This window comes from Haloferax sulfurifontis, from assembly GCF_014635105.1.
GTDB classification, from domain to species: domain Archaea; phylum Halobacteriota; class Halobacteria; order Halobacteriales; family Haloferacaceae; genus Haloferax; species Haloferax denitrificans.
The window spans coordinates 99,291-119,323 of the sequence record NZ_BMCI01000001.1; the positions used below are offsets into that span (position 1 = coordinate 99,291).

General features: G+C 66.5%; 26 protein-coding genes and 3 tRNA genes. 19 read left to right on the forward strand and 10 right to left on the reverse strand.

All coding sequences use genetic code 11. The features are described from left to right. Positions 1-25 precede the first annotated feature (25 nt). Both IEV64_RS00510 and IEV64_RS00515 read right to left on the reverse strand, forming a co-directional pair. Positions 26-1,207, reverse strand: a complete 1,182-nt coding sequence (locus IEV64_RS00510; RefSeq protein WP_188422886.1) for an Ig-like domain-containing protein — start codon at positions 1,205-1,207, stop codon at positions 26-28. Positions 1,208-1,421: 214 nt separating this feature from the next. Next, positions 1,422-2,735, reverse strand: a complete 1,314-nt coding sequence (locus IEV64_RS00515; protein WP_188422887.1) for an ABC transporter substrate-binding protein — start codon at positions 2,733-2,735, stop codon at positions 1,422-1,424. A gap of 186 nt (positions 2,736-2,921) precedes the next feature. On the opposite strand from IEV64_RS00515, the gene udk reads away from it, so the two are divergent. Beyond that, on the forward strand, positions 2,922-3,617 hold the full coding sequence (gene udk, locus IEV64_RS00520; RefSeq protein ID WP_007273254.1) for a uridine kinase: 696 nt from the start codon (positions 2,922-2,924) through the stop codon (positions 3,615-3,617). 36 nt (positions 3,618-3,653) lie between these two features. On the opposite strand, the gene IEV64_RS00525 is transcribed toward udk, so the two are convergent. Continuing rightward, entirely contained in the window at positions 3,654-3,974 is a 321-nt protein-coding gene (locus tag IEV64_RS00525; protein WP_004969348.1) for a DUF5785 family protein, read from the reverse strand. A 173-nt stretch (positions 3,975-4,147) separates the two neighbouring features. Here IEV64_RS00525 and IEV64_RS00530 point away from each other — a divergent pair, with 173 nt between their 5' ends. Continuing rightward, positions 4,148-4,879: a GNAT family N-acetyltransferase gene (locus IEV64_RS00530; protein ID WP_007273253.1), complete on the forward strand. Its 732-nt coding sequence runs from the start codon at positions 4,148-4,150 to the stop codon at positions 4,877-4,879. Positions 4,880-5,071: 192 nt separating this feature from the next. Here the strand turns inward: IEV64_RS00530 and IEV64_RS00535 are convergent. From IEV64_RS00535 to IEV64_RS00555, 5 genes are all read right to left on the reverse strand, one after another. Then, a tRNA-Ser gene (locus tag IEV64_RS00535) sits at positions 5,072-5,155 on the reverse strand. A gap of 46 nt (positions 5,156-5,201) precedes the next feature. Then, a complete protein-coding gene (locus IEV64_RS00540; protein ID WP_188422888.1) occupies positions 5,202-5,957 on the reverse strand; it encodes a hypothetical protein in 756 nt (251 codons plus the stop codon). Positions 5,958-6,037: 80 nt separating this feature from the next. Next, positions 6,038-6,673 (reverse strand): uracil-DNA glycosylase, encoded by a 636-nt coding sequence (locus IEV64_RS00545; protein ID WP_007273251.1) that lies wholly within the window; start codon positions 6,671-6,673, stop codon positions 6,038-6,040. Between the two features lie 217 nt (positions 6,674-6,890). Continuing rightward, a complete protein-coding gene (locus IEV64_RS00550) occupies positions 6,891-7,190 on the reverse strand; it encodes a DUF7976 family protein (protein WP_007273250.1) in 300 nt (99 codons plus the stop codon). Next, positions 7,187-8,227 (reverse strand): Mrp/NBP35 family ATP-binding protein, encoded by a 1,041-nt coding sequence (locus IEV64_RS00555; protein ID WP_188422889.1) that lies wholly within the window; start codon positions 8,225-8,227, stop codon positions 7,187-7,189. The genes IEV64_RS00550 and IEV64_RS00555 overlap by 4 nt, the downstream gene beginning before the upstream one ends. A 234-nt stretch (positions 8,228-8,461) precedes the next feature. Here IEV64_RS00555 and moaA point away from each other — a divergent pair, with 234 nt between their 5' ends. The 3 genes from moaA to IEV64_RS00570 all read left to right on the forward strand — a co-directional run bounded on the left by moaA (position 8,462) and on the right by IEV64_RS00570 (position 11,037). Continuing rightward, on the forward strand, positions 8,462-9,424 hold the full coding sequence (gene moaA / locus IEV64_RS00560; RefSeq protein WP_188422890.1) for a GTP 3',8-cyclase MoaA: 963 nt from the start codon (positions 8,462-8,464) through the stop codon (positions 9,422-9,424). Between the two features lie 54 nt (positions 9,425-9,478). Then, on the forward strand, positions 9,479-10,387 hold the full coding sequence (locus IEV64_RS00565; protein WP_188422891.1) for a universal stress protein: 909 nt from the start codon (positions 9,479-9,481) through the stop codon (positions 10,385-10,387). A gap of 191 nt (positions 10,388-10,578) precedes the next feature. Further along, the gene (locus IEV64_RS00570; protein ID WP_007273246.1) at positions 10,579-11,037 is read left to right on the forward strand and encodes a zinc ribbon domain-containing protein; all 459 of its coding nucleotides are present in this window, start codon (positions 10,579-10,581) and stop codon (positions 11,035-11,037) included. A gap of 68 nt (positions 11,038-11,105) precedes the next feature. Here IEV64_RS00570 and IEV64_RS00575 read toward each other — a convergent pair whose 3' ends face one another. Continuing rightward, positions 11,106-11,453, reverse strand: a complete 348-nt coding sequence (locus tag IEV64_RS00575; protein ID WP_007273245.1) for a thioredoxin family protein — start codon at positions 11,451-11,453, stop codon at positions 11,106-11,108. A 204-nt stretch (positions 11,454-11,657) separates the two neighbouring features. On the opposite strand from IEV64_RS00575, the gene IEV64_RS00580 reads away from it, so the two are divergent. The 14 genes from IEV64_RS00580 (at position 11,658) to IEV64_RS00645 (ending at position 19,104) form a co-directional block, all read left to right on the forward strand. Further along, positions 11,658-11,742 (forward strand) — tRNA-Ser (locus IEV64_RS00580). Positions 11,743-11,765: 23 nt separating this feature from the next. Next, positions 11,766-12,269 carry a 30S ribosomal protein S13 gene (locus IEV64_RS00585; protein WP_004969358.1) on the forward strand — a complete coding sequence of 168 codons (504 nt, stop codon included), beginning with the start codon at positions 11,766-11,768 and terminating at the stop codon, positions 12,267-12,269. Continuing rightward, positions 12,266-12,793: a 30S ribosomal protein S4 gene (locus tag IEV64_RS00590; RefSeq protein ID WP_007273243.1), complete on the forward strand. Its 528-nt coding sequence runs from the start codon at positions 12,266-12,268 to the stop codon at positions 12,791-12,793. The genes IEV64_RS00585 and IEV64_RS00590 overlap by 4 nt, the downstream gene beginning before the upstream one ends. Next, positions 12,790-13,182, forward strand: coding sequence for a 30S ribosomal protein S11 (locus IEV64_RS00595; protein WP_004043027.1), 393 nt, complete (start codon positions 12,790-12,792; stop codon positions 13,180-13,182). The genes IEV64_RS00590 and IEV64_RS00595 overlap by 4 nt, the downstream gene beginning before the upstream one ends. A 6-nt stretch (positions 13,183-13,188) precedes the next feature. After that, positions 13,189-13,968: a DNA-directed RNA polymerase subunit D gene (locus IEV64_RS00600; RefSeq protein ID WP_004061327.1), complete on the forward strand. Its 780-nt coding sequence runs from the start codon at positions 13,189-13,191 to the stop codon at positions 13,966-13,968. Between the two features lie 144 nt (positions 13,969-14,112). Further along, a tRNA-Leu gene (locus IEV64_RS00605) sits at positions 14,113-14,197 on the forward strand. Positions 14,198-14,223: 26 nt separating this feature from the next. After that, positions 14,224-14,574 (forward strand): 50S ribosomal protein L18e, encoded by a 351-nt coding sequence (locus tag IEV64_RS00610; RefSeq protein WP_004043025.1) that lies wholly within the window; start codon positions 14,224-14,226, stop codon positions 14,572-14,574. Next, positions 14,571-15,008: a 50S ribosomal protein L13 gene (locus IEV64_RS00615; RefSeq protein WP_004061328.1), complete on the forward strand. Its 438-nt coding sequence runs from the start codon at positions 14,571-14,573 to the stop codon at positions 15,006-15,008. Before IEV64_RS00610 ends, IEV64_RS00615 begins: the two co-directional genes overlap by 4 nt. Then, positions 15,002-15,400 carry a 30S ribosomal protein S9 gene (locus tag IEV64_RS00620; RefSeq protein ID WP_004969360.1) on the forward strand — a complete coding sequence of 133 codons (399 nt, stop codon included), beginning with the start codon at positions 15,002-15,004 and terminating at the stop codon, positions 15,398-15,400. Before IEV64_RS00615 ends, IEV64_RS00620 begins: the two co-directional genes overlap by 7 nt. Before the next feature lie 12 nt (positions 15,401-15,412). Then, complete coding sequence (locus IEV64_RS00625) at positions 15,413-15,607, forward strand: DNA-directed RNA polymerase subunit N (RefSeq protein ID WP_004061330.1); 195 nt, start codon at positions 15,413-15,415, stop codon at positions 15,605-15,607. After that, the gene (locus IEV64_RS00630) at positions 15,604-15,780 is read left to right on the forward strand and encodes a DNA-directed RNA polymerase subunit K (RefSeq protein WP_004043021.1); all 177 of its coding nucleotides are present in this window, start codon (positions 15,604-15,606) and stop codon (positions 15,778-15,780) included. The genes IEV64_RS00625 and IEV64_RS00630 overlap by 4 nt, the downstream gene beginning before the upstream one ends. Before the next feature lie 4 nt (positions 15,781-15,784). After that, positions 15,785-16,984 carry a phosphopyruvate hydratase gene (gene eno / locus IEV64_RS00635; RefSeq protein WP_188422892.1) on the forward strand — a complete coding sequence of 400 codons (1,200 nt, stop codon included), beginning with the start codon at positions 15,785-15,787 and terminating at the stop codon, positions 16,982-16,984. Beyond that, on the forward strand, positions 16,981-17,766 hold the full coding sequence (gene rpsB / locus IEV64_RS00640; protein ID WP_004969362.1) for a 30S ribosomal protein S2: 786 nt from the start codon (positions 16,981-16,983) through the stop codon (positions 17,764-17,766). The genes eno and rpsB overlap by 4 nt, the downstream gene beginning before the upstream one ends. Before the next feature lie 177 nt (positions 17,767-17,943). Beyond that, positions 17,944-19,104, forward strand: coding sequence for an MBL fold metallo-hydrolase (locus tag IEV64_RS00645; protein ID WP_188422893.1), 1,161 nt, complete (start codon positions 17,944-17,946; stop codon positions 19,102-19,104). 27 nt (positions 19,105-19,131) lie between these two features. On the opposite strand, the gene IEV64_RS00650 is transcribed toward IEV64_RS00645, so the two are convergent. Then, entirely contained in the window at positions 19,132-19,950 is an 819-nt protein-coding gene (locus IEV64_RS00650) for a VOC family protein (RefSeq protein WP_007273241.1), read from the reverse strand. Positions 19,951-20,033: the final 83 nt, after the last annotated feature.

Genomic DNA, 20,033 nt, shown 5'->3' on the forward strand with positions numbered 1-20,033 from the left:
GAAATCCGGCGTTATTTTTCGGCGATCACTCGCAGACGTACTGGAACGACTCGACTGACGGACCGTCGTCTCCGCCGTTCGAACCCCCCGCCGAGTTACCGCCGACCGTTACTTCCGCAGTCGTGCTCCAGCAGTAACACGCCGGGTAGTCGACCGTCTCCGACCCCGCGGCCGTCTCGACGGTTAGCTCGTACTCGTCGCCGATGGGGATGTCGACCGCCACGGTCGACTCACCGGGTGGGACAGTCTGCGCCGTCTCCGAGACGACCGTACCACCAGAGTCGGTGCCGGTCCCGCCGGCGTCGTCACCGCCGGCATCAGCGTCGTCGGGTCGGACGAGCGTCAGCGTCAGGTCGCGTTCCGTCTCGTCCTCGTTCGTCACGCGAACCGAGGCCATCTCGGGCCATCCAGAGCCGACCCGGAGCGAGCCGTCGTCCGCGACGAGTACCGCGAGCGTCGGCCACGCCCACTTCTCCGGGATGTGCCACTCGTGAGTCGCGGTGCGGCCGTCGTCGGCCTCCACTAACACCTCGTAGGTGCCGTGGGACTTCACGAGCGCCGGCGTCGAAATCTCTCTGTCGGTCGCCGCGTCGAACGCGTGCTCGAAAAAGCGGGTCCCGCCGTGTTCGATGGCGACCGTCAGCCGGGCGTCGGCGTCGCTCCGGTTCCGAATCCCCGCGGTCGGCGGCGAGAAGATGTCCGTCGCCCCCGGCACCGAGTACGGCAGGTCGGCGTCGTCGAGTGCCGGCGTCACGCGCTGTCGCGGTTCGAGGCCGGCGTCGGACGTGACGACGAGTTCGAGGCGGCGCGTCTCGTTCGTGACCGTCCACTCGTAGTCGAGCGTCGCGCCCGTGTCGAGTTCCGCGACGACGCGGTAACGACCGGCGTCGACGAGGTCGTTCGCGACGTTCCGACCGTAGCCGGGGCCGGCACCGACGTCGAGCGAACTGTCGACGCGCGTCTCGTCGCCGTCGGTCACTCGGACCGACAGCGCGTGCGGCTCGTCGTCCTCGTTGACGACCGAGAGACCGGCGCCGGACTCGGAACCCGGCCCCGGCGTGTCTGACTCGGCCGGGCCGTCAGTCGCGGCCGTGGTGGTCTGCGGGTTCGTGGGTGTGTCGGTCGGGGCGTCGGTGTCGGAGAGACAGCCGCCGGCGAGTCCGAGAGCCGACCCGGCGACGGTCGAGAGGAGGGCGCGTCGCTTCATCGACTCGAATCTGTCAGTGGTCGTATGTATATCTTGTGTCCCCCGGAGGCGTGCGGCGGGAAGGCGGAACGGAATAGACGGAAACGGAATAGCTGGAACTGAAACGGACGGAAACGGAACAGGAACGGAGACGCGAACTGGTACGTGGGCGCGGCGACAGAGCGCAGTCGCTCGCGTCGGCGGCGACGAAAGAAAATTCGGGGTTGTCGTCGGGTTAGTTCTCCGGACCGGACAGCGCCGTCTCGATGACGGAGGAGTACGAGGACTCGCCGATGTTGAACGCGACCTGGTTGTACACCTCGCCGTCGAACGAGTCGCTGAACACGTTCGCGAAGCGCTCGGAGAGCTGTTGGCCGTAGTCGTTGTTGACGTACAGCGTCGAGACCGAGTTGACTTCGAGGCGCTCGGACATGACCTGCGCCATGACGCGGCCCTGCAGGAAGTCCGAGGGTGCGGTCCGGAAGATGAAGTCGTTGTCTTCGAGGTTCGAGACGGACAGCGCCGTCGAGGACGGCGAACAGCCGACGATTTCGTTCGGGATGAACGCCTGCTGTGAGACGGGGACGTTCACGCCGGACGACGCCGACCCACAGACCGAGGGAACGCCCGCGGAGACGAGCGACTGCGCGGCGGAGACACCGGCGTCCGGGGACGTCTGGGTGTCTTCGATCTGCGCGTTGACCGAGAGGCCGGCCGGGTTGGCGTCGTTGACCTGCATGACCGGAATCTGACCGGCCTGAATCATCGGCGCACCGACGGCCGCGAGGTCGCCGGTCTCGGGCAGGAGGATACCGACCGACATCTCGCGGTCGGAGCCGCCCGGGCCGCTGTCCGCCGACGGGCCGTTCCCGTCGGGGTTCTCACCGGCGAACGACTGCGTCTCGACGCTCGACGTGGCGTTGTTCTCGGCGTCGAACTCCCAGATGGCGTACGCGGCTTCCGCCGGGTCGCCGTTCTCGTCGAAGTTGACGGACGACGACGCGCCCTGGTAGTCGATGTCTTCGCCGTTCGCGGCGGCCTCGATACCCTCTACGAGGTTGTCCGGTCCGACGGTCATCCCGCCGGGGTTCGCCATCCGGCGCATCTGATCTTTGATGGCCGGCCCGGAGTTCTCCCCGGCGGCGGCGTTCGCGAGAAGCTGAATCGCGACCGAGTCGTACGTCTGCGACGTGAAGACGCCCGGTGCCGCATCGTACTCGTCTTCGAACAGCTGATTGAACGTCTCTTGGTTCGGACCGCCCGCCGCGGGTGCCGTCCCGGTCACGTTCGCCATGTCGTTGCCGACCTGCCCGGGCATCGAGCCGGAGCGCATCCCGTCGGGCACGAGAATCTCCTCGCTCCCGTCGGACGCGCTGTAGTAGTCACGGAACAGTTGAATACCGCTTTCGGGGTAGCCGATGACGACGAGCCCCTCGGGGCCGCCGCCACCGCCGCCGCCACCGATACATCCGGATAAGCCAGTCAAGCCTGCCGCGCCCGCGGCTCCCACTCCCTTGAGGAAGTCGCGGCGTACGATATCACGTACCATGTGAAAGCCAATGGCAACTCCCACTTATAAAACTTACTTCCCGCGTTTGAAAAGCCATGATAATTGCGACCGACGGCGGTGCGAGAATCGGTTGTGTGAAACTGCCTGTCAACGTGTTTTATATACTCGTCCGCTGAAGCCGGCGAACCGCTGCGTTCAAACCCGTTCGCGGGCGTCTTTGGGACAATGACCATCCCGTCGTTCGTCATCGGTATCGCGGGGGGGAGCGGTGCCGGGAAAACCACCGTGTCCCGACTCATCACGGAGAACGTCGGCGAGTCCGTGACGCGGATTCCGATTGACAACTACTACAAGGACCAGAGCCACTTGGAGATGGACGAGCGCGAGCAGGTGAACTACGACCACCCCTCGGCGTTCGAGTGGGACCTCCTGTACGAACAGCTCTCGGAGTTGCTGGAGGGGAGAGCGGTCGAGATGCCCCGGTACGACTTCGAGATTCACAACCGAAAGCCCGAGCGGGAGACCGTCGAGCCGACCGACGTCATCATCCTCGAAGGGATTCTCGCGCTCTACGACGAGGACGTAAACGAGATGCTCGACCTCCGGCTCTACGTGGAGACCGACGCCGACGTCCGCATCCTCCGGCGCATCCAGCGCGACGCCATCGACCGCGGACGCGACCTTCAGGGCGTCATCGACCAGTATCTCTCGACGGTCAAGCCGATGCACGAGCAGTTCATCGAGCCGACGAAGAAGCACGCGGACCTCATCATCCCCGAGGGAGCCAACAGCGTCGCCGTCACGCTCCTCGAAGAGAAGGTGCAAGCCGAAGTGGAGGGCGACGAGACGCGCACCTGGGAGCGCGACGCTATCGAGCAGAAAGTCCAAGAGCGGACCTCGTTTCGCGGGTCCGGCAACTAGCTCGCCGTCGCGGGCCGAAAACAGATGTCCCGAAGGTTACGCGTTCTTGCCGGTGACGAACTGGTCTGCGCCCTCGTAGAACCAAAAGCCGTTTTCGCGCATCGCCTTGCCGATGGCCTTGTGTAGCTCGACGAAGTCGCCGAACTCCTCGCCTTCGACGTGCTCGAAGATGTCCGCGAGCGAGACGACGCGCTCGTAGTCGAGTCGGATGGGGTGGTCGCCGAACTCCTCGACGAACTCCGCTTTGTTCAGCGGGAAGTCCTCGTCTTCGTCGACTTTCTTCGCGATGACCGCCTGGCCGTACTTGCGTCCGCCTTCGCTCCCCTCTTCGCCGTCCGGGTCGTGTGGCCAATCCATACCCGAGTGTTGGCAGGCCGATTCAAAGCCGTTACGCATCTGTGGGGATTTGTCACGCGGCGCGTCGCCGCCGCGTCGGCGTCAGGTCGGCGTCAGGTCGCCGTCACAATCTCATGTGGCTTGCTACCGATAAACAAGAAATATACGCGTGGCACGCCATCGTTCTCGGAGTCATGCGAGCGACCGAGCGGCCGACGTTCGAATCCGAGGCCAGCAAGCTGATTTACGAGTACGTCGAGCGGCACGGCACCGCCAAGCGAAACGTCCTCCTCGACGTCGCGCCCGTGTCCTCCGACGAGTTCCAGAGCGAACTCGACCGGCTGAAGTCCCGCGGCTACCTCGAAGAGGACGGCGGGACGCTCCAGTTGGCGCTCGACGTGGGCGCTATCGAGGAACACGAGACCGACGCCGGCATCGTCACCATCCGGCCGGGCCGCCAGCGCGACTTCGAGGGCCTCATCGACGCGATTCGCGACGTGACCTCCGAGGAGACGTACGTCGTCGCCGAGACCATCGCCGAGCAACTCCTCTACGACGAGGCCGTCACGCGCCACAACCGCGTCGAGTCCCGCGTGTTCTTCGTCGCCACTCTCGGCGAGGAGGTCGTCGGCTGGACGCACCTCGACCTCCCGCAGGTGTCGCGCATCCGCGAGACCGCCCAGCAGACCGTCGGCGTCAAGGAGGACTACCGCGGGTCGGGCATCGGGAGCCTGCTCCTTCGCCGCGGCCTCGACTGGGCCGAGGCCAACGGCTTCCGGAAGGTGTACAACAGCGTCCCGATGACGAACGACCGCGCGCTGGAGTTCCTCGGCGACCACGGCTGGGAGACCGAGGCGATTCGCAGAGACCACTACACCATCGGCGACGAACACGTCGACGAGGTGATGATGGCGTACCGGTTCTGAGCGGGTCGCAGTCCGTCGGTCGTGTTTTATCGGTTGTCGGTATGGGTTGTGCGGTTGGACTGGGATTTGAACCCCACTCGCTCCGCTCACGTCGTTCGCTCCGCTCCCTGCTTCAAATCCCAGTCCGTTTCCGCGTCACGCGTTCACCGGAGACGCACAGATAAACCTGCGCGTCTCGGTTCTCTGAGAATGCGGTGGGACTGGGATTTGAACCCAGGATTCCGTGAGGAAACCTGCTTTCAAGGCAGGCGCGTTAGGCCACTCCGCCATCCCACCTTCACACGGGAATTTTGAGTCGGATACCTAAGTGTTGTCGCTTCGCTCAGTCGTGGACGAGCTCCAACACGCCGTCGGTCGATTCGACCCGAAGCCCCTTCTCGAAAACGAACGTCGTCGTGTGCTCGGGGACGAGCCGCTCGGATTCGACCCGCGAGCGGAGCATCGGCACGACCGTCGCGAGGTCCGCGCCCGTTTCGAGGACGGGCAACATCGGGACGTAGTCGAGGCCGTGGCCCGCGTCGTCGGCGCGCTCGGCGAGCGTCTCGACCTCCGGCTCCGCGTAGGCGTCGGTGAAGTCGATGGGGTCGAGAAAGCCCGAGAAGTAGACCCGACCCTCCGTCGAGGGACCGAGGACGACCGGCGTGCTCCGGAGCTTCATCGCCGCGCTGTCGATGTGGGTGCGGCCGAGAAGCGGCGCGACCGGGCGGACGACGGCGACCGAGTGGACCTCCTCTTCGTTGAGGAGGTGCGAGACGGTGTTGCCCGCGCGGGCGGAGAACGTCGAGCCGACCTGCGGTTCGAACCGCGCGTCGTCGGTGCCGCCGAGGGCGTCGGCGACGACGCTCCGAACCTCGGCTTCCGACTCGTGGTCCCCGGCGAACCCGTCGGGGATGTCGTCCTCGGCGCGGTAGTTGACGAGGAGGTCGCCGCCCGACCGCTCGACGGCGATACAGACGTCTTTGAGCATCGCGGCGTAGAGCTCCGCGGCTTCGGACTCGGAGAGCGGACTCGTCTCCGCGAGTTCCGAAAGCACCAGTCCCGGCCGCGGCGGTTCGGCGAGTACGGCGATGACCGTCATACCCTCCCTCGCTTCGGGGAACCCTTGAACCCGCCGCTTGCGAGGCGTGGTCGCGGACGCCTCGAACCCCGCGGGCCGCCTCAGCGACTCTGCCGGCCCTTCGTCTGCCGGTAGTCCCGGGCGAAGACGGACTCGCTGACGTGTTCGACGAACGCCTCGGCGTCGTCGTCGGTCAGGCGCTCCGGTTCCTTCATCGGGACGAGTTCGAAGCCGCGGCCGCGGATGGTCGTCGCGTGCTCCGCGTCGACGTCGAAGCTGTCGGCCGCACGCGTGGTGTAATCGAACGCGAGCGCCTCCAGTGCGGCCTGTCCGACGGGGACGATGATGTGCGGGTTTATCATCCGAATCTCCGCGTTCAGATACGGCTCGCAGGTCGCAACTTCGTTATCGGTCGGCCCTCGGTCGGGATGTCGACAGCGCGTGAGATACGTGAAAAAGACGTTCTGCACGTCCGGCTCGTCGGCGTCCGGGTCGGACCGGACGAACCCGAGGTCGCCGAGGATGCGCTGGACGCGCTTTCCGGTCTCGTCGCCGGTGAAGGGGACGCCCGTCCGCTCCGCGGCCGCGGTCGGGGCCTCGCCGACGAACAGGAACTCCGCGCCCACGTCGCCGTAGCCGTGGACGACCCGCTCGCGCGTCTCGCAGAGCGCCGAGCAGTTCGTGCAGTCGGTGTCCATCGAGAAGGGGTTCCGGAACTGGCGTTGGTGTGCGTCCACACCCTCGAATTCGGCTCCGGAACCAAAACCCGCCCGGTCCGCGCAGGTTCAGCGTCCCCCGGCGTCCAGTCCGTGGTGAAAGTGAACACGAGGCGGATAGGCGGGCGAGTCGACGGAGGCGGCGCTGGCGGTCGAACCGCGGACTCAGAGAAAGCGGAAGTGAAGCCGCTGGAGGCGGACACCAGCCGGGGACTGGGGAGGCGTGGGTTCCGACGGTTCAGCGGTCGATGCCGCCCTGCGCCTTGATGTCCATGATGTGGCGGACGTTCAGGTAAATCTCCTCGGGCGAGGTGTCGCCGTCGGGGTCGTAGAGGTCGCTGACGCGGTAGAGGATGGCCGACACCTGCCGGCTCTCGGAGGACTCGCCGTAGATGTCGTCGGCGATTTCACGGAGGAACGCGACGCGTTCGGGGTCCGCGGGGAAGTCGGCGTCCGAGTCCGGGGCCATCTCCCAGTCGACTTCGTCGGCGTCGGTATCGGAGTTCGAGTCCGCGTCGGGTCGTCCGCCGTCGCTCATCGCTCGCTGACGGTTCGCCGCTGGACGACACCGACCATGTCGGCGATGTTCTCGGTCATCACGCGGAACGCGTCGGCGGTTTCGTCGTCGTCTTCGAGGACGATGGGCTTGCCGCCGTCGCCGCCCTCGCGGACGGCCGGGTCGAGCGGGAGCGCCCCGAGGAACGGCAGGTCGTTCGACGCGGCGAACTCGCGGCCGCCGCCCGCGCCGAAGATGTCGTGGCGGTTGCCGCAGTCGGGACACCGGAACGTGCTCATGTTCTCGACGATGCCGAGGACGTTCGTGTCGTGCTTGCCGAACATGCGGAGGCCCTTGTTGGCGTCGTCGAGGGCGACGTTCTGCGGGGTCGTGACGATGACCGCGCCCGTGAGCGGGAGCGTCTGGAGGATGGAAAGTTGCGTGTCGCCCGTGCCCGGCGGCAGGTCGAGGATGAGGTAGTCGAGACTGCCCCACTCGACGTCCTCGACGAGCTGGGTGAGAAGCTGGTGGACCATCGGGCCGCGCCAGATGACGGGGTCGTCGTCGCCGACGAGGAAGGCCATCGACATGAGCTTCATCCCGTACTTCTCGGGCGGGACGATGGTCTGGTCTTGGGTCGCCTGCGGGGCCTCCTCGGCGGCGACCATCCGCGGGACGTTCGGCCCGTAGATGTCGGCGTCGAACAGGCCGACGCGCGCGCCGAGTTTCGAGAGCCCCGCCGCGAGGTTCACGGCGACCGTCGACTTGCCGACGCCGCCCTTGCCGGAGGCGACGGCGATGATGTTCTTCACGCCCGGGAGCACCTCCTCGTCGGGGTCGCGGTCGGTCGGAACCTTGGCGGTGAGGTCGGCCTCCAGTCCGTCCTCGGCGAGGACCTCGCGGATTCGACGGCCGATGTCCGTCTCCGCCGGGGAGTACGGGGCACCGAGCGCGAGCGAGATACGGGCGGTGTCGCCGTCGACCTCGACGGCGTTCACCAGTCCGAGCGAGACGATGTCGTCTCCGAGTTCGGGGTCCTCGACCGCACGCAAGCGGTCGCGTACGTCGGCTTCGTCCATGTCCGTCACTCCGGCGGTGCGGCCGATAAGGGTTTTGTAAGGTCTCGTCGCGCGGTGACGGTCGCCGTTAACGACCCGGCCCGCGTGCGGCCCGCGTCGGGCTCCGACCGCCGTCGGTGCGTCGCCGACCCAACCCGCACCGACTTCGAGACGCCGCGTCCGTAACGAAATACGGTTACCACGCCCCGGCTATCGACAGCGAATTTATCAACGTACACTCCCAGGATTCGGTATATGGTGCTGGTGGACGACTTCGGCCGCGAGGTAACTGGCGTTCGAATCTCTCTGACCGACCGGTGTAACTTCGACTGCGTCTACTGCCACAACGAAGGGTTGGGCGACACGCGCGGGCCGATGGACGCCTCCGACGCGGAGATGAGCGCCGACGACGTGGTCCGCTTTCTCGAAGTCGTTGAGGAGTACGGCGTCGAGAAGGTGAAGTTCACCGGCGGCGAGCCGATGCTCCGCGCGGACCTCGAAGAGATTATTCGCCGGACGCCGGATTCGATGGAGACCTCGCTCACCACCAACGGGACGTTCCTCGGTGACCGCGCCGAGGACCTCGTCGCGGCCGGACTCGACCGCGTGAACGTCTCGCAGGACGCCCTCGACCCCGAGGCGTTCGCCCAAATCACGAAGTCCGGCGCGTACGACAAGGTGATGGAGGGCGTCAAGGCCGCGGTCGACGCCGGCCTCACGCCCGTGAAGCTCAACATGGTCGTGTTCACGAAGACCGCCGGCCACGTCGAGGAGATGGTCGAGTACGTCGCCGAAAACGAGGGGCTTCAGCTCCAACTCATCCAGTACATGCCCGAACTGACGGGCCGCCCGGAGTGGAACATCGACATCGAGCGCGTCCACCGGTGGCTGGCCGACCTCGCCGACGAGGTCGAGGTTCGCGACATGCACCACCGCCGCCGCTACTACGTCGGCAAGGGCATGGTCGAAATCGTCGACCCCGTCGAGAACCCCGAGTTCTGCGCCAACTGCCACCGCGTGCGCGTGACGCACGAAGGGTACCTGAAGGGCTGTCTCAACCGCAACGACGACCTGCGCCCGATGGGCGAGATGACGCGCGCGGACATCCGCGAGACGTTCGAGGCTGTCGTCGAAAACCGCGTGCCGTACTACGGCGAGTACCTCGTCCGCGACGGCGACGACGGCTGGACGATAAACGAGGAGTACATCGGCGCTTGAGCGCCGGTCGCCCCGACGCGCGAGCTTTTCTCCTCCGACGACCTCTCGGGTCGCATGACTGTCACCGTCGAGCGAGTGGTTCTCGCGACGGACGGAAGCGCCCCCGCGGCGACCGCCGCGGCCCACGCGCTGTTTCTCGCCCGCGTCCTCGACGCGCCGTTCCACGTCGTCTCCGCGACCGGCGTGCAACCGACTCACGCGACCGAGACGTCCGGACCCGAGACCGCCGGACCGTCCGCTAGCGCCGCCGTCGAAGCGGAGGAAGCCGTCGGCGCGGTCACGCGTCGGGCGCTCCTCGCGGGCGTCCGTCTGACCTCGGAAGTCGTCGGCGGGCCGGCCGCGACCGCGGTCGAACGCGTCGTCGGCGACGGCGACCTACTCGTCCTCGGTCGCCACGGCCGGTCCGGTCCCGGTCGGTTCCTCGTCGGGTCGGTCGCAGAGCGCGTCCTTGACGCGTCGCCGGTCCCGACGCTCGTGGTTCCGTCGGCGTCACCCCAGCCGACGTACCGGCGAATCGCGCTCTTCGCCGACGACGCGCCGTCGTCGGGGTCGGCCGCGACGCTCGCTCGCCGCATCGTCGCGGCGACTCGCGGGGTTCTCGAACCGCTCGCGGTCGTCGACGAGCGCGCCGTCTCGACGGCGTCGCCCGACACGCGCCGGTCGCTCGAAACCGAGGCGAGAGCCCGCGTGAACGCCGTCGCCGCCGCGGCCGCGAGAGACGCCGTCGAGTCCGGCGGGAGCGTCCGAACCGGCGTCCCCGCGGCCGAACTGCTGGCGCACGTCGAACGGACGGGAGCCGATGCGGTCGTCCTCGGCGTCGGCGGGGACGACAGGGTTCGGCTCGCGGAGCACCGCACCGCGGGAACCGTGGCCGGGCGAGTCGTCCGCCACGTCGGGGTACCGGCACTCGTCGTTCCGAGTGCAGGCGACGACGAGGCCATCGACTTGCCCGAGCGACGATAATTCGCGCTCGCGGAGACTGTTTCGGGAGCGCCGCGCCGGGTTGCGTGGCTCACTTTATGTGTCCGTTCCACGTCGGTTCACGTGTCGATGTGCGTTCGGTCGCTCGGCGTCAGCGGCGGACGCGCGAGCGCGTTCGCTCGCCGCGTCTCACGAACGGAACTCTCATGAGCGAGAATCAACCCAATCCACGTATGTCCGCACTCACGAAACACCGCCCTTGGCTCGCCGCGATACTCGGCCTCGTACTCACGGGGCTCGGGCACCTGTATCTGCGACGCTGGCGGCGGGCCGCGCTCTGGGTGCTTCTCACGTTCGCGGTGTCCGCGCTGTTCGTTCCGCCGGAGGCGTTCGACCCGCTGACCGGCGGTGCGGCCATCCCGCCGTCGGAGTTCGCCGCGGTGCTCGGGGAACTGGTGCCCATTCTCGTGGTGAGCTTCGCGAGCGTCCTCGACGCCTTCTTCCTCGGCCTGCGGCAGGCCGCGGCGCGGGCAGAGCGCTCCGCCGTCGAAGACGCCGAGGAGTCGGCGGCCACCGTCGCCGACCCCGACGCGGACGCCGTCACGTGCCCCGAGTGCGGCCGCGAGGTCGACGCCGACATCGACTTCTGTCACTGGTGTACGACCCGACTCGACGAACCGACCGACCGCTGAGACCGCCACCGCGGGGTCGAAAGAGAGTGCCCCCGCCGGCGGCCGCGCCGAACCGACGCGACCCGACCTTACCGCTCTTTCTCGACGAAGTCGACGACCGCCTGCGCCCCTTGGAAGCCGTCGGCGAGACGGTCGACGAGGTCGCCGTCCTCGAACAGGAGGAGCGTCGGGACGCTCCGAATCGTGTACCGCTCTGCGACCGACATATCCGTCTGCGGATTTAGCATCGCGACGACCACGTCGGTGGCTTTCGCGACGTTGCCGAGGACGGGTTCGATGCTCTGACACAGCGTACAGCCTTTGGTGTAGATGTCGAGGAGGACGCGGTCGTGTTCGGCCACGAGGGCGTCGAGCTCCTCGGCGGTGTCGATTCGCACGGGCTTCGTCGTCGCGGTCGCGGACTCTGTCGAACTCATTGGCGTGAATACGTAACCACCATTATTATGATTTCGGTGAGGTGGTATACCACACCACATCGCCCGCGAGCGGCGGTGTCTCGGGCTGTCACGCGAGGTCCCTTTCGTGATGTTTAAGTAATGCCCCCGTCTCGTAACGGATGCAATCGATGTAGGGGAATGTCGTCCCCGAGTCCGGAAGGGCGAAACTAACACGACCGAAGTGTTGCGGTAGCCAAGCCTGGCCCAAGGCGCTGGGTTGCTAACTCAGTGGCGTCAAGCCCCCGGGGTTCGAATCCCCGCCGCAACGCTCACAACACGACTTCCAAAGTCATGAGTGCAGAAGAACCACAGGACGGCTCTCCGGAGGAGGAAGAGGACCTCCGTTACTTCATCCGAATTGGTCAGACCGACCTTGACGGGACGAAGACGGTAGAGCGCAGTCTGACGGACATGAAGGGTATCGGCAAGCGCACAGCGCGCATCATCGCCGACGCCGCGGAAGTGAACCGAACGGCGCTGTTCGGTAAGCTCCCCGAAGACGAGATCGACTCCGTTGTCGATGTCGTCGAGAACTTCGAGGACCACGCCCCCGAGTGGATGGCAAACCGACGGAAGGACTTCTTCTCCGGTGAGACCGACCACATCACGGGTTCGGACCTCGAAGAAAAGCGGCGGCATGATATCAACCGCATGAAGATGATCAGCTCCTACAAGGGCGTTCGACACCAGCGCGGCCAGAAGGTTCGCGGCCAGCGGACGAAGTCCACTGGACGTACCGAAGGCACCATCGGTGTCAACGTCGAGGAGATCAAGGAGGCGCAGGCTGAAGAATGACGACGGGTAACAACACCAAGTTCTACGAGACCCCGAACCACCCGTTCCAGGGCGAGCGTATCGCGCAGGAATCGGACCTCCTCTCTCGGTACGGTCTCAAGAACAAGGAAGAACTCTGGCGCGCGCAGTCCGAACTGCGCAACCTCCGCCGCGAGGCGCGACGCCTCCTCGGCGAGGCCCAGGGTGACGTCGAGGAAGCCGAGTCGCTCGGTGACGAGTTCATGGCGCGCATGCGCCGCTACGGCATCCTCTCTGCGGAGGACGACATCTCCCAGACACTCCGTCTCGACGTGACCGACATCCTCGAACGTCGGTTCCAGACGGTCGCCTACCGCAAGGGGCTCGCACAGACGCCCCAGCAGGCCCGTCAGTTCATCGTCCACGGTCACGTGACCGTCGACGGTGCGCGGACGACCGTCCCCTCCCGCAAGGTCGAGGTCGACGAAGAGGACACCGTGGCGTTCGACGAGACGTCGAAGCTCGCGGACGAACTGCACCCTGAGCGCGCGGAGGCCCAAGAATGAGCGAATCCGAAACCGGTGACAAGTGGGGAATCGCCCACGTTCACGCATCGTTCAACAACACGCTCATCACGGTGACTGACATCACGGGCGCCGAGACGATCGTCAAGTCGTCCGGCGGTTCCGTCGTCAAGCAGAACCGTGACGAGGCATCTCCGTACGCGGCCATGCAGATGGCAGAGAGCGTCGCCGACCAGATTAAGGCGGCCGGTATCGCCGGTCTGCACGTCCGCGTTCGCGGTCCCGGTGGCAACGGTAACAAGAGCCCCGGACCCGGCGCACAGGCAACGATTCGCGCCCTCGCTCGCGCCGGTCTCGAAATCGGTCGCATCGAGGACGTGACGCCGATTCCGCACGACGGAACTCGCGCGCCGAAAAACAGCCGACTCTAACACACCATGGTAAACGACTTCCAGGTCGAGTTCATCGAACGCGAAGACCGACGCGCCCGTTTCGTCGCGCGCGGTCTGACCCCGGCGCTAGCCAACGGCATTCGCCGGGCGATGGTCGCCGACGTGCCGACGTTCTCCATCGACACCGTTCGGTTCGTGGAGAACACCTCGGTCATGTTCGACGAGATGATCGGGCTTCGTCTCGGTCTGGTTCCGTTGACCACGCCTCTCGACGACTTCGAGCCCGGTGACACCGTCACCGTCGCGCTCGAAGTCGACGGGCCGGCAACCGCGTACTCCGGGGACATCGAATCCGCGGACGACATGGTCGTCCCGGCGGACGAGAACATCCCCATCATCGAGCTGAAGGAGGGCCAGCGCCTCGAGTTCGAGGCAGACGCCGTCCTCGGCTACGGTAAAGACCACGCCAAGAACCAAGGCGGGGTCGCCGTCGGCTACCGACACCTCCAGCGCGTGGAGGTCGTCGGCGACGCCGGCGAGTTCGATGAACAGGAGCCGAACATCCTCCGCGGCGTCATCGAAGAGGCCGCGGCGGAGCACGCCGAGGGGGACGCCGAAGACGGCGACCTCGTCGCGACGGAGACGTTCGGCAACGACCTGACGGAGCGGTACCCCGGTAAAGAGGTCGAAGTACACGACGTGCCCGGAGCGTTCGTCTTCAGTGTGGAGACGGACGGTTCGTTCGACGTCGACGAGCTCGTGACGCGCGCCGTCGCCTCCTTAGGTGACCGCGCGGCCGAACTCGAAGAGAAGGTCGCACTGTAAGAATGAACACTGCCCCGTCTCAACACCGACGTTCGCCCGCCCCACGAGGGGTCACAGCCACCGATAGCGTGGCGTGTGACTCCCTCACGGCGGCGGGTCGGACCGAAGGTGTTTTTACGGGGCATGAAGTACAGCGGAATGCTTGCAGGGATAGCCAAGTCTGGCCAACGGCGCAGCGTTCAGGGCGCTGTCTCATAGGAGTCCGCAGGTTCAAATCCTGCTCCCTGCACTCCGCTTTCTCTCTGGAGGTAGACAATGAGTAAGACGAACCCGAGACTCAACAGTCTCATCGCCGAGCTGAAGGCGGTCTCGCGTGAGTCCGGTGCCAACGTCTGGCAGGATGTCGCGGACCGTCTCGAAAAGCCACGGCGCACCCACGCGGAAGTCAACCTTGGTCGTATCGAACGATACGCTCAGGAAGACGAGACCGTCGTCGTGCCCGGCAAGGTGCTGGGTAGCGGTGTGCTGCAGAAGAACGTCACAGTCGCGGCCGTGGACTTCTCGTCCACCGCTCGAAAGAAGATCGAGCAGGTCGGCGACACCGTGACGCTAGAACAACTCGCTGAACAGAACCCCGACGGGTCCAACGTACGGGTGATCCGATGAGCCTCGCAGAATTCGACGCAGACGTCGTCGTCGACGCTCGAAACTGCATCGTCGGCCGCGTCGCCTCGGAGGTCGCACAGCGCGCCCTCGCGGGCGAGACGGTCGCCGTCGTCAACGCGGAAGACGCCGTCATCACGGGCTCGGAAGAGGACGTGATGGCCAAGTACAGAAAGCGCGTCGAAGTCGGTTCGGACCAGGGTCCGTACTACCCGAAGCGTCCCGACCGCATCTTCAAGCGTGCCATCCGCGGCATGCTTCCGTACAAGAAGCCCCGCGGCCGCGAGGCGCTCTCGAACGTCCGCGTCTACGTCGGCAATCCGTACGACGAAGACGGCGAGATGCTCGAAGACACCTCGCTGGACCGCCTTTCGAACATCAAGTTCATCTCGCTCGGAGAGGTCTCCGAGAAGCTGGGTGCTAACGTCACATGGTAACGAACACGTCCGGTAAGAAGAAGACCGCAATCGCCCGCGCCACCGTGCGCGAGGGCGAGGGTCGAGTCCGAATCAACTCCCAGCCGGTCGAGCTGGTCGAGCCGGAGATGGCCCGCCTCAAGATGCTGGAGCCGTTCCGCATCGCAGGCGAGGACCTCCGCTCGCAGGTCGACATCGACGTGCGCGTCAACGGCGGCGGCGTGGCCGGTCAGGCCGACGCAGTCCGCACCGCGCTCGCTCGTGGGCTGGTGCAGCACCTGAACGACGCGGAGCTTCGCGACGCGTACATGGAGTTCGACCGCTCGCTTCTGGTCAACGACGTTCGCCAGTCCGAACCCAAGAAGTGGGGCGGACCGGGCGCGCGCGCTCGTTACCAGAAGTCCTACCGCTGAGGTGATCTAACCATGATGATTCCCGTCCGGTGTTTCACCTGCGGCACAGTGATCGGCGAACACTGGGACGAATTCAAGGCCCGTGCTCGCGAGGGAGACGAGGACCCCGCTGACGTCCTCGACGACCTCGGGGTCACCCGTGCTTGCTGCCGGCGGATGATGGTGTCGCACAAGGACCTCGTGGACGTCGTGTCTCCCTACCAATGATGCAACGGTACAACCGATACGAGAAGGCACGCATCCTCGGCGCGCGAGCGCTGCAGGTATCCTACGGCGCACCGGTTCTCGTCGATTCGGAACAGACAGAACCGATATTAATCGCCGCTGAGGAGTACGACGCAGGTGTACTTCCGTTCACCGTCAAACGAGAGGGTAAGTGACAACATGACACGAATCACATCCGTAGCTCTGCGCCGCGTGCTCGACTCCCGTGGGAACCCGACGGTCGAAGCCGACGTGCTCACCGAATCCGGTGGGTTCGGTCGCGCTGCGGCCCCCAGCGGTGCGTCCACCGGCGAGTACGAGGCAATCGAACTGCCGCCGACCGAAGCCATCGCCGCCGCGCGGCGACACGCGGTTCCCCGACTCGTGGACGAGGTCCACGCGGGCAACCAGCGCGAGGTCGACGCGACGCTCTGCGCCGCCGACGGCTCCGAGAACTTCTCGGAAATCGGCGCGAACAGCGCGGTCGCCATCTCGATGGCGGCCGCCAAGGCCGGTTCCGACGTGCTCGGTGCGCCCCTGTACCAGCATCTCGGCGGCGCGTTCCGCGGCGACAACTTCCCGACGCCGCTCGGGAACGTCATCGGTGGCGGTGAACACGCCAAGGAAGCGACGAACATCCAGGAGTTCCTCGCCGCGCCGGTCGGCGCGCCGAGCGTCTCCGAAGCCGTCTTCGCCAACGCGAAGGTCCACGCCCGCGCGTCCGAGATTCTCGACGAGCGCGGCGTGCCCGCCGCGAAGGGCGACGAGGGCGCGTGGGCGCCGCCGGTATCGGACGCCGAGGCGTTCGAAATCATGGGCGAAGCGGTCTCCGACGTCGAGGACGAACTCGGCTTCGAGATCGGCTTCGGTCTCGACATCGCGGCCTCGGAGATGTTCGAAGACGGCGTCTACCACTACGGTGACGAGACGAAGACGACCGACGAGCAGATCGACTACGTCGCCGAGATGGTCGACGAGTACGACCTCGTCTACGTCGAAGACCCCCTCGACGAGAACGACTACGAGGGCTTCGCGGAACTCACAGAGCGCGTGGGCGACCGCACGCTCATCTGCGGTGACGACCTGTTCGTCACCAACGTCGACCGTCTGCAGGACGGCATCGACGTGGGCGCCGCGAACTCCATTCTCATCAAGCCGAACCAGATCGGGACGCTGACCGACGCGTTCGACGCCGTCGAACTGGCCTCCCGAAACGGGATGGACGCCGTCATCTCTCACCGCTCCGGTGAGACGGAAGACGCGACCATCGCACACCTCGCCGTCGCAACCGACGCGCCGTTCATCAAGACTGGCACGGTGCAGGGCGAGCGAACCGCCAAACTGAACGAACTCATCCGCATCGCGGACGACGCAGTATGAGCGACAACGAAAACGACGCGGTGGAGGTCGCCGACGAGGAACCCGAGACGGAGACCGAAGCGGTCGCCGAGACGGAACCCGCCGAGGCCGCCACCGAAGACGAGACAGCAGAGACCGCCGAGGCGGCCGACGACGCCGCCGAGGCCGAAGAAGAAGCAGAGCCGGAACCGGCCTTCGACGAGGACGTCATGCCCGACGAAGACGCCGACCTGCTCATCCCGGTCGAGGACTACCTGGCCGCCGGTGTCCACATCGGTACCCAGCAGAAGACCAAGGACATGGTCCGGTTCATCCACCGTGTCCGCGACGACGGGCTCTACGTGCTCGACGTCAGCCAGACGGACTCGCGAATCCGCACCGCCGCGGACTTCCTCGCGAACTACAGTCCGGAGCAGATTCTGGTCACGTCCTCCCGCCAGTACGGTCGCTTCCCGGCCGAGAAGTTCGCCGACGCCGTCGGCGCTCGCGCCCGCACGGGCCGCTTCATCCCGGGAACCCTGACGAACCCGGACTACGCCGGCTACATCGAACCCGACGTGGTCGTCGTCACTGACCCGATCGGTGACGCGCAGGCCGTCAAGGAGGCCATCACGGTCGGCATCCCGGTCATCGCGATGTGCGACTCCAACAACCAGACGTCGAACGTCGACCTCGTCGTCCCGACGAACAACAAGGGTCGACGCGCGCTGTCGGTCGTCTACTGGCTCCTCGCCAACGAGACGCTCGACCGCCGCGGCTCCGACACCGTCTACGCCCTCGAAGACTTCGAGGACGAACTGTAGTTCGGGACGACGTTTCGATTCGACTTTTCTGACGCCCGCCCGGCGAGCGGCGGCGCTTTCGCTCGGTTCAGCCGCAGTTACGAAACGCCGACCGTGCCTTGATTCCCCGCCGCGCGAGAGCCGTGTCGGCCGCGTCCGCCGCAAATGGTTTTGTGCGTCGTTCCCATAGCTAACCACATGAGCAAACTCCTCCACCAGCTCACCGTGGGCGAACTCGCAGACAGAGTAGACGCCGGCGACTCGTTCACCGTGGTCGACACGCGGCCGCCGGAGAGCTTCGAGTCGTGGCACATCGAGGGTGCGGTCAACGTCCCTTTCCACCCCGTCGACGGACTCGGCGGCGACTGGGACTGGGACCGCGTCGGCGACCTCGCCGCTGAGGGGCCGGTCGTCGCCATCTGCGGGAAAGGGCTGTCTTCCACGTCGTTCGGCTTCGAACTCGCGACGCGGGGCTACGACGACGTGGAGGTCGTCAAGGGCGGCATGGAAGACTGGAGCAAGCTGTACGAGGTGGTCGAACTCGACACCGGCGACGACGACCTGTTCGTCGCGCAGGTCCAGCGCCGCGCGAAGGGCTGTCTCGGCTACGTCGTCGGCTCGCGGTCGGCCGGCGAGGCGGTCGTCGTGGACGCGACCCGGCAGACCCACGAGTTCGAACTCGTCGCCGCCGGCGCGAGGATGACGGTCACTGGTGTACTCGACACGCACGTCCACGCCGACCACGTCTCCGGGGGGCGCGCGCTCGCCGACCGACTCGGCGTGCCGTACTACCTCGGGTCGGAGGCGGCCGACCGCGACGTCGCGTACGAGTTCACCCCGCTCGACGACGGCGAGGCGTTGACCGTCGGCGACCACGATATCGAGGCGATTCACGCGCCGGGACACACCTCGGACATGACGAACTACCTCGTCGACGGACGATTCCTCCTCACCGGCGACACGCTGTTCGTCGAGTCGGTCGGCCGCACGGAGCTCCAGTTCGGTGACGCCGACGCGGCGACGGGCGCGAAACTCCTCTACGGGACGCTCCACGACACGCTGTTGTCGCTTCCCGACGAGACGCGCGTCCTCCCCGGCCACGTCTCCGTCGGGGCGGACGGACGCTACGGCGTCGCCGCGCCGGGCGAACTCGTGAGCGCGACGCTCGGCGACCTGCGTTCGGACCTCGACCTCCTGTCGATGGACGAGTCGGCGTTCGTCTCTCGCGTCGCCGACGACACGCCCGAGAAGCCGGTGAACTACGAGCGCGTCATCGACATCAACACCGGGCGGGCCTCCGTCGGCGACGAGGAGGAGGCGACCGAACTCGAACTCGGGCCGAACAACTGCGCCGCTTGAGCCCGTTATCCGGCTCCAATCGGCGGCTCAGGGGAGTTCGACCACGCCCAACCGACCGTCGAACAGGTCGTGGTCGAACCACGCCATGCGGCGGTCGCTGTAGCGAATTTCGGGGCCGAGCGACAGCGAGTTCCGCGCCCGGTCGAGGTCGGTGACGCCGACGAGGAACGCGCACGGACCCTCGCCGACCTCCTCGATGCGCTCCTTAAGCGCGCCGTCGCCGGGTTCGCACAGGGCGAGCGGCGTGCCGGGGAGGACGGCGAACCCGGAGAACGGGCCGTTGATATCGACCGGCGATGGGTAGCGGTGCCGCCGGGCGAACAGCGCCGCGGTCGCCTCGCGGTCGGCGGTGGCGACGACGACGGTTCGGAGTCCGCGGACGGCGGCGTTTCGCACGGCGCTCGGAACGCGGTAGCTCCGCGGGGTTCGGTCGCGGATGAAAAAGGGAAGTCGCTGGTCTGTGCCCTCAAAGCACATATCCCACTCGACGAGGCGACCGTCCGGTCGAGCGCGGGAGGCCTCGTGGGGACCGTCGACGGGGAGCCCGGCGTCGATGGCAGTCTTCGCGCTGGCGGCGGCGTCGTCGGTCTCCAGACACCACGCCGCGGGGCCGGCGTCGGCCGCGAGGTAGTCGGGCCAGAAGCCGGCGTCCTCGGCGTCGGTCCCGAGCGTCGGCGCGATGAGTTCGAGGTACGACCCGTCGGGGAACGGAACGACGGCCATGTGGGTCGTTCCGGTCCCGTGTTCGCCGCCGTAAGTCGGCGTGAGACCGACCTCGTTCGCGGCCGCGCGGAGTTCGTACAGCTCGGTACCACCGAACGCGACGTGGTCGATGGTTCGGTCCATACGCCTCCCACGTCGGACTCGGTATAGTGTCTAGGGTCGTCGTGTCTGCGAATCGGCGGGTTCGAACACCCCGACCGAAGCGT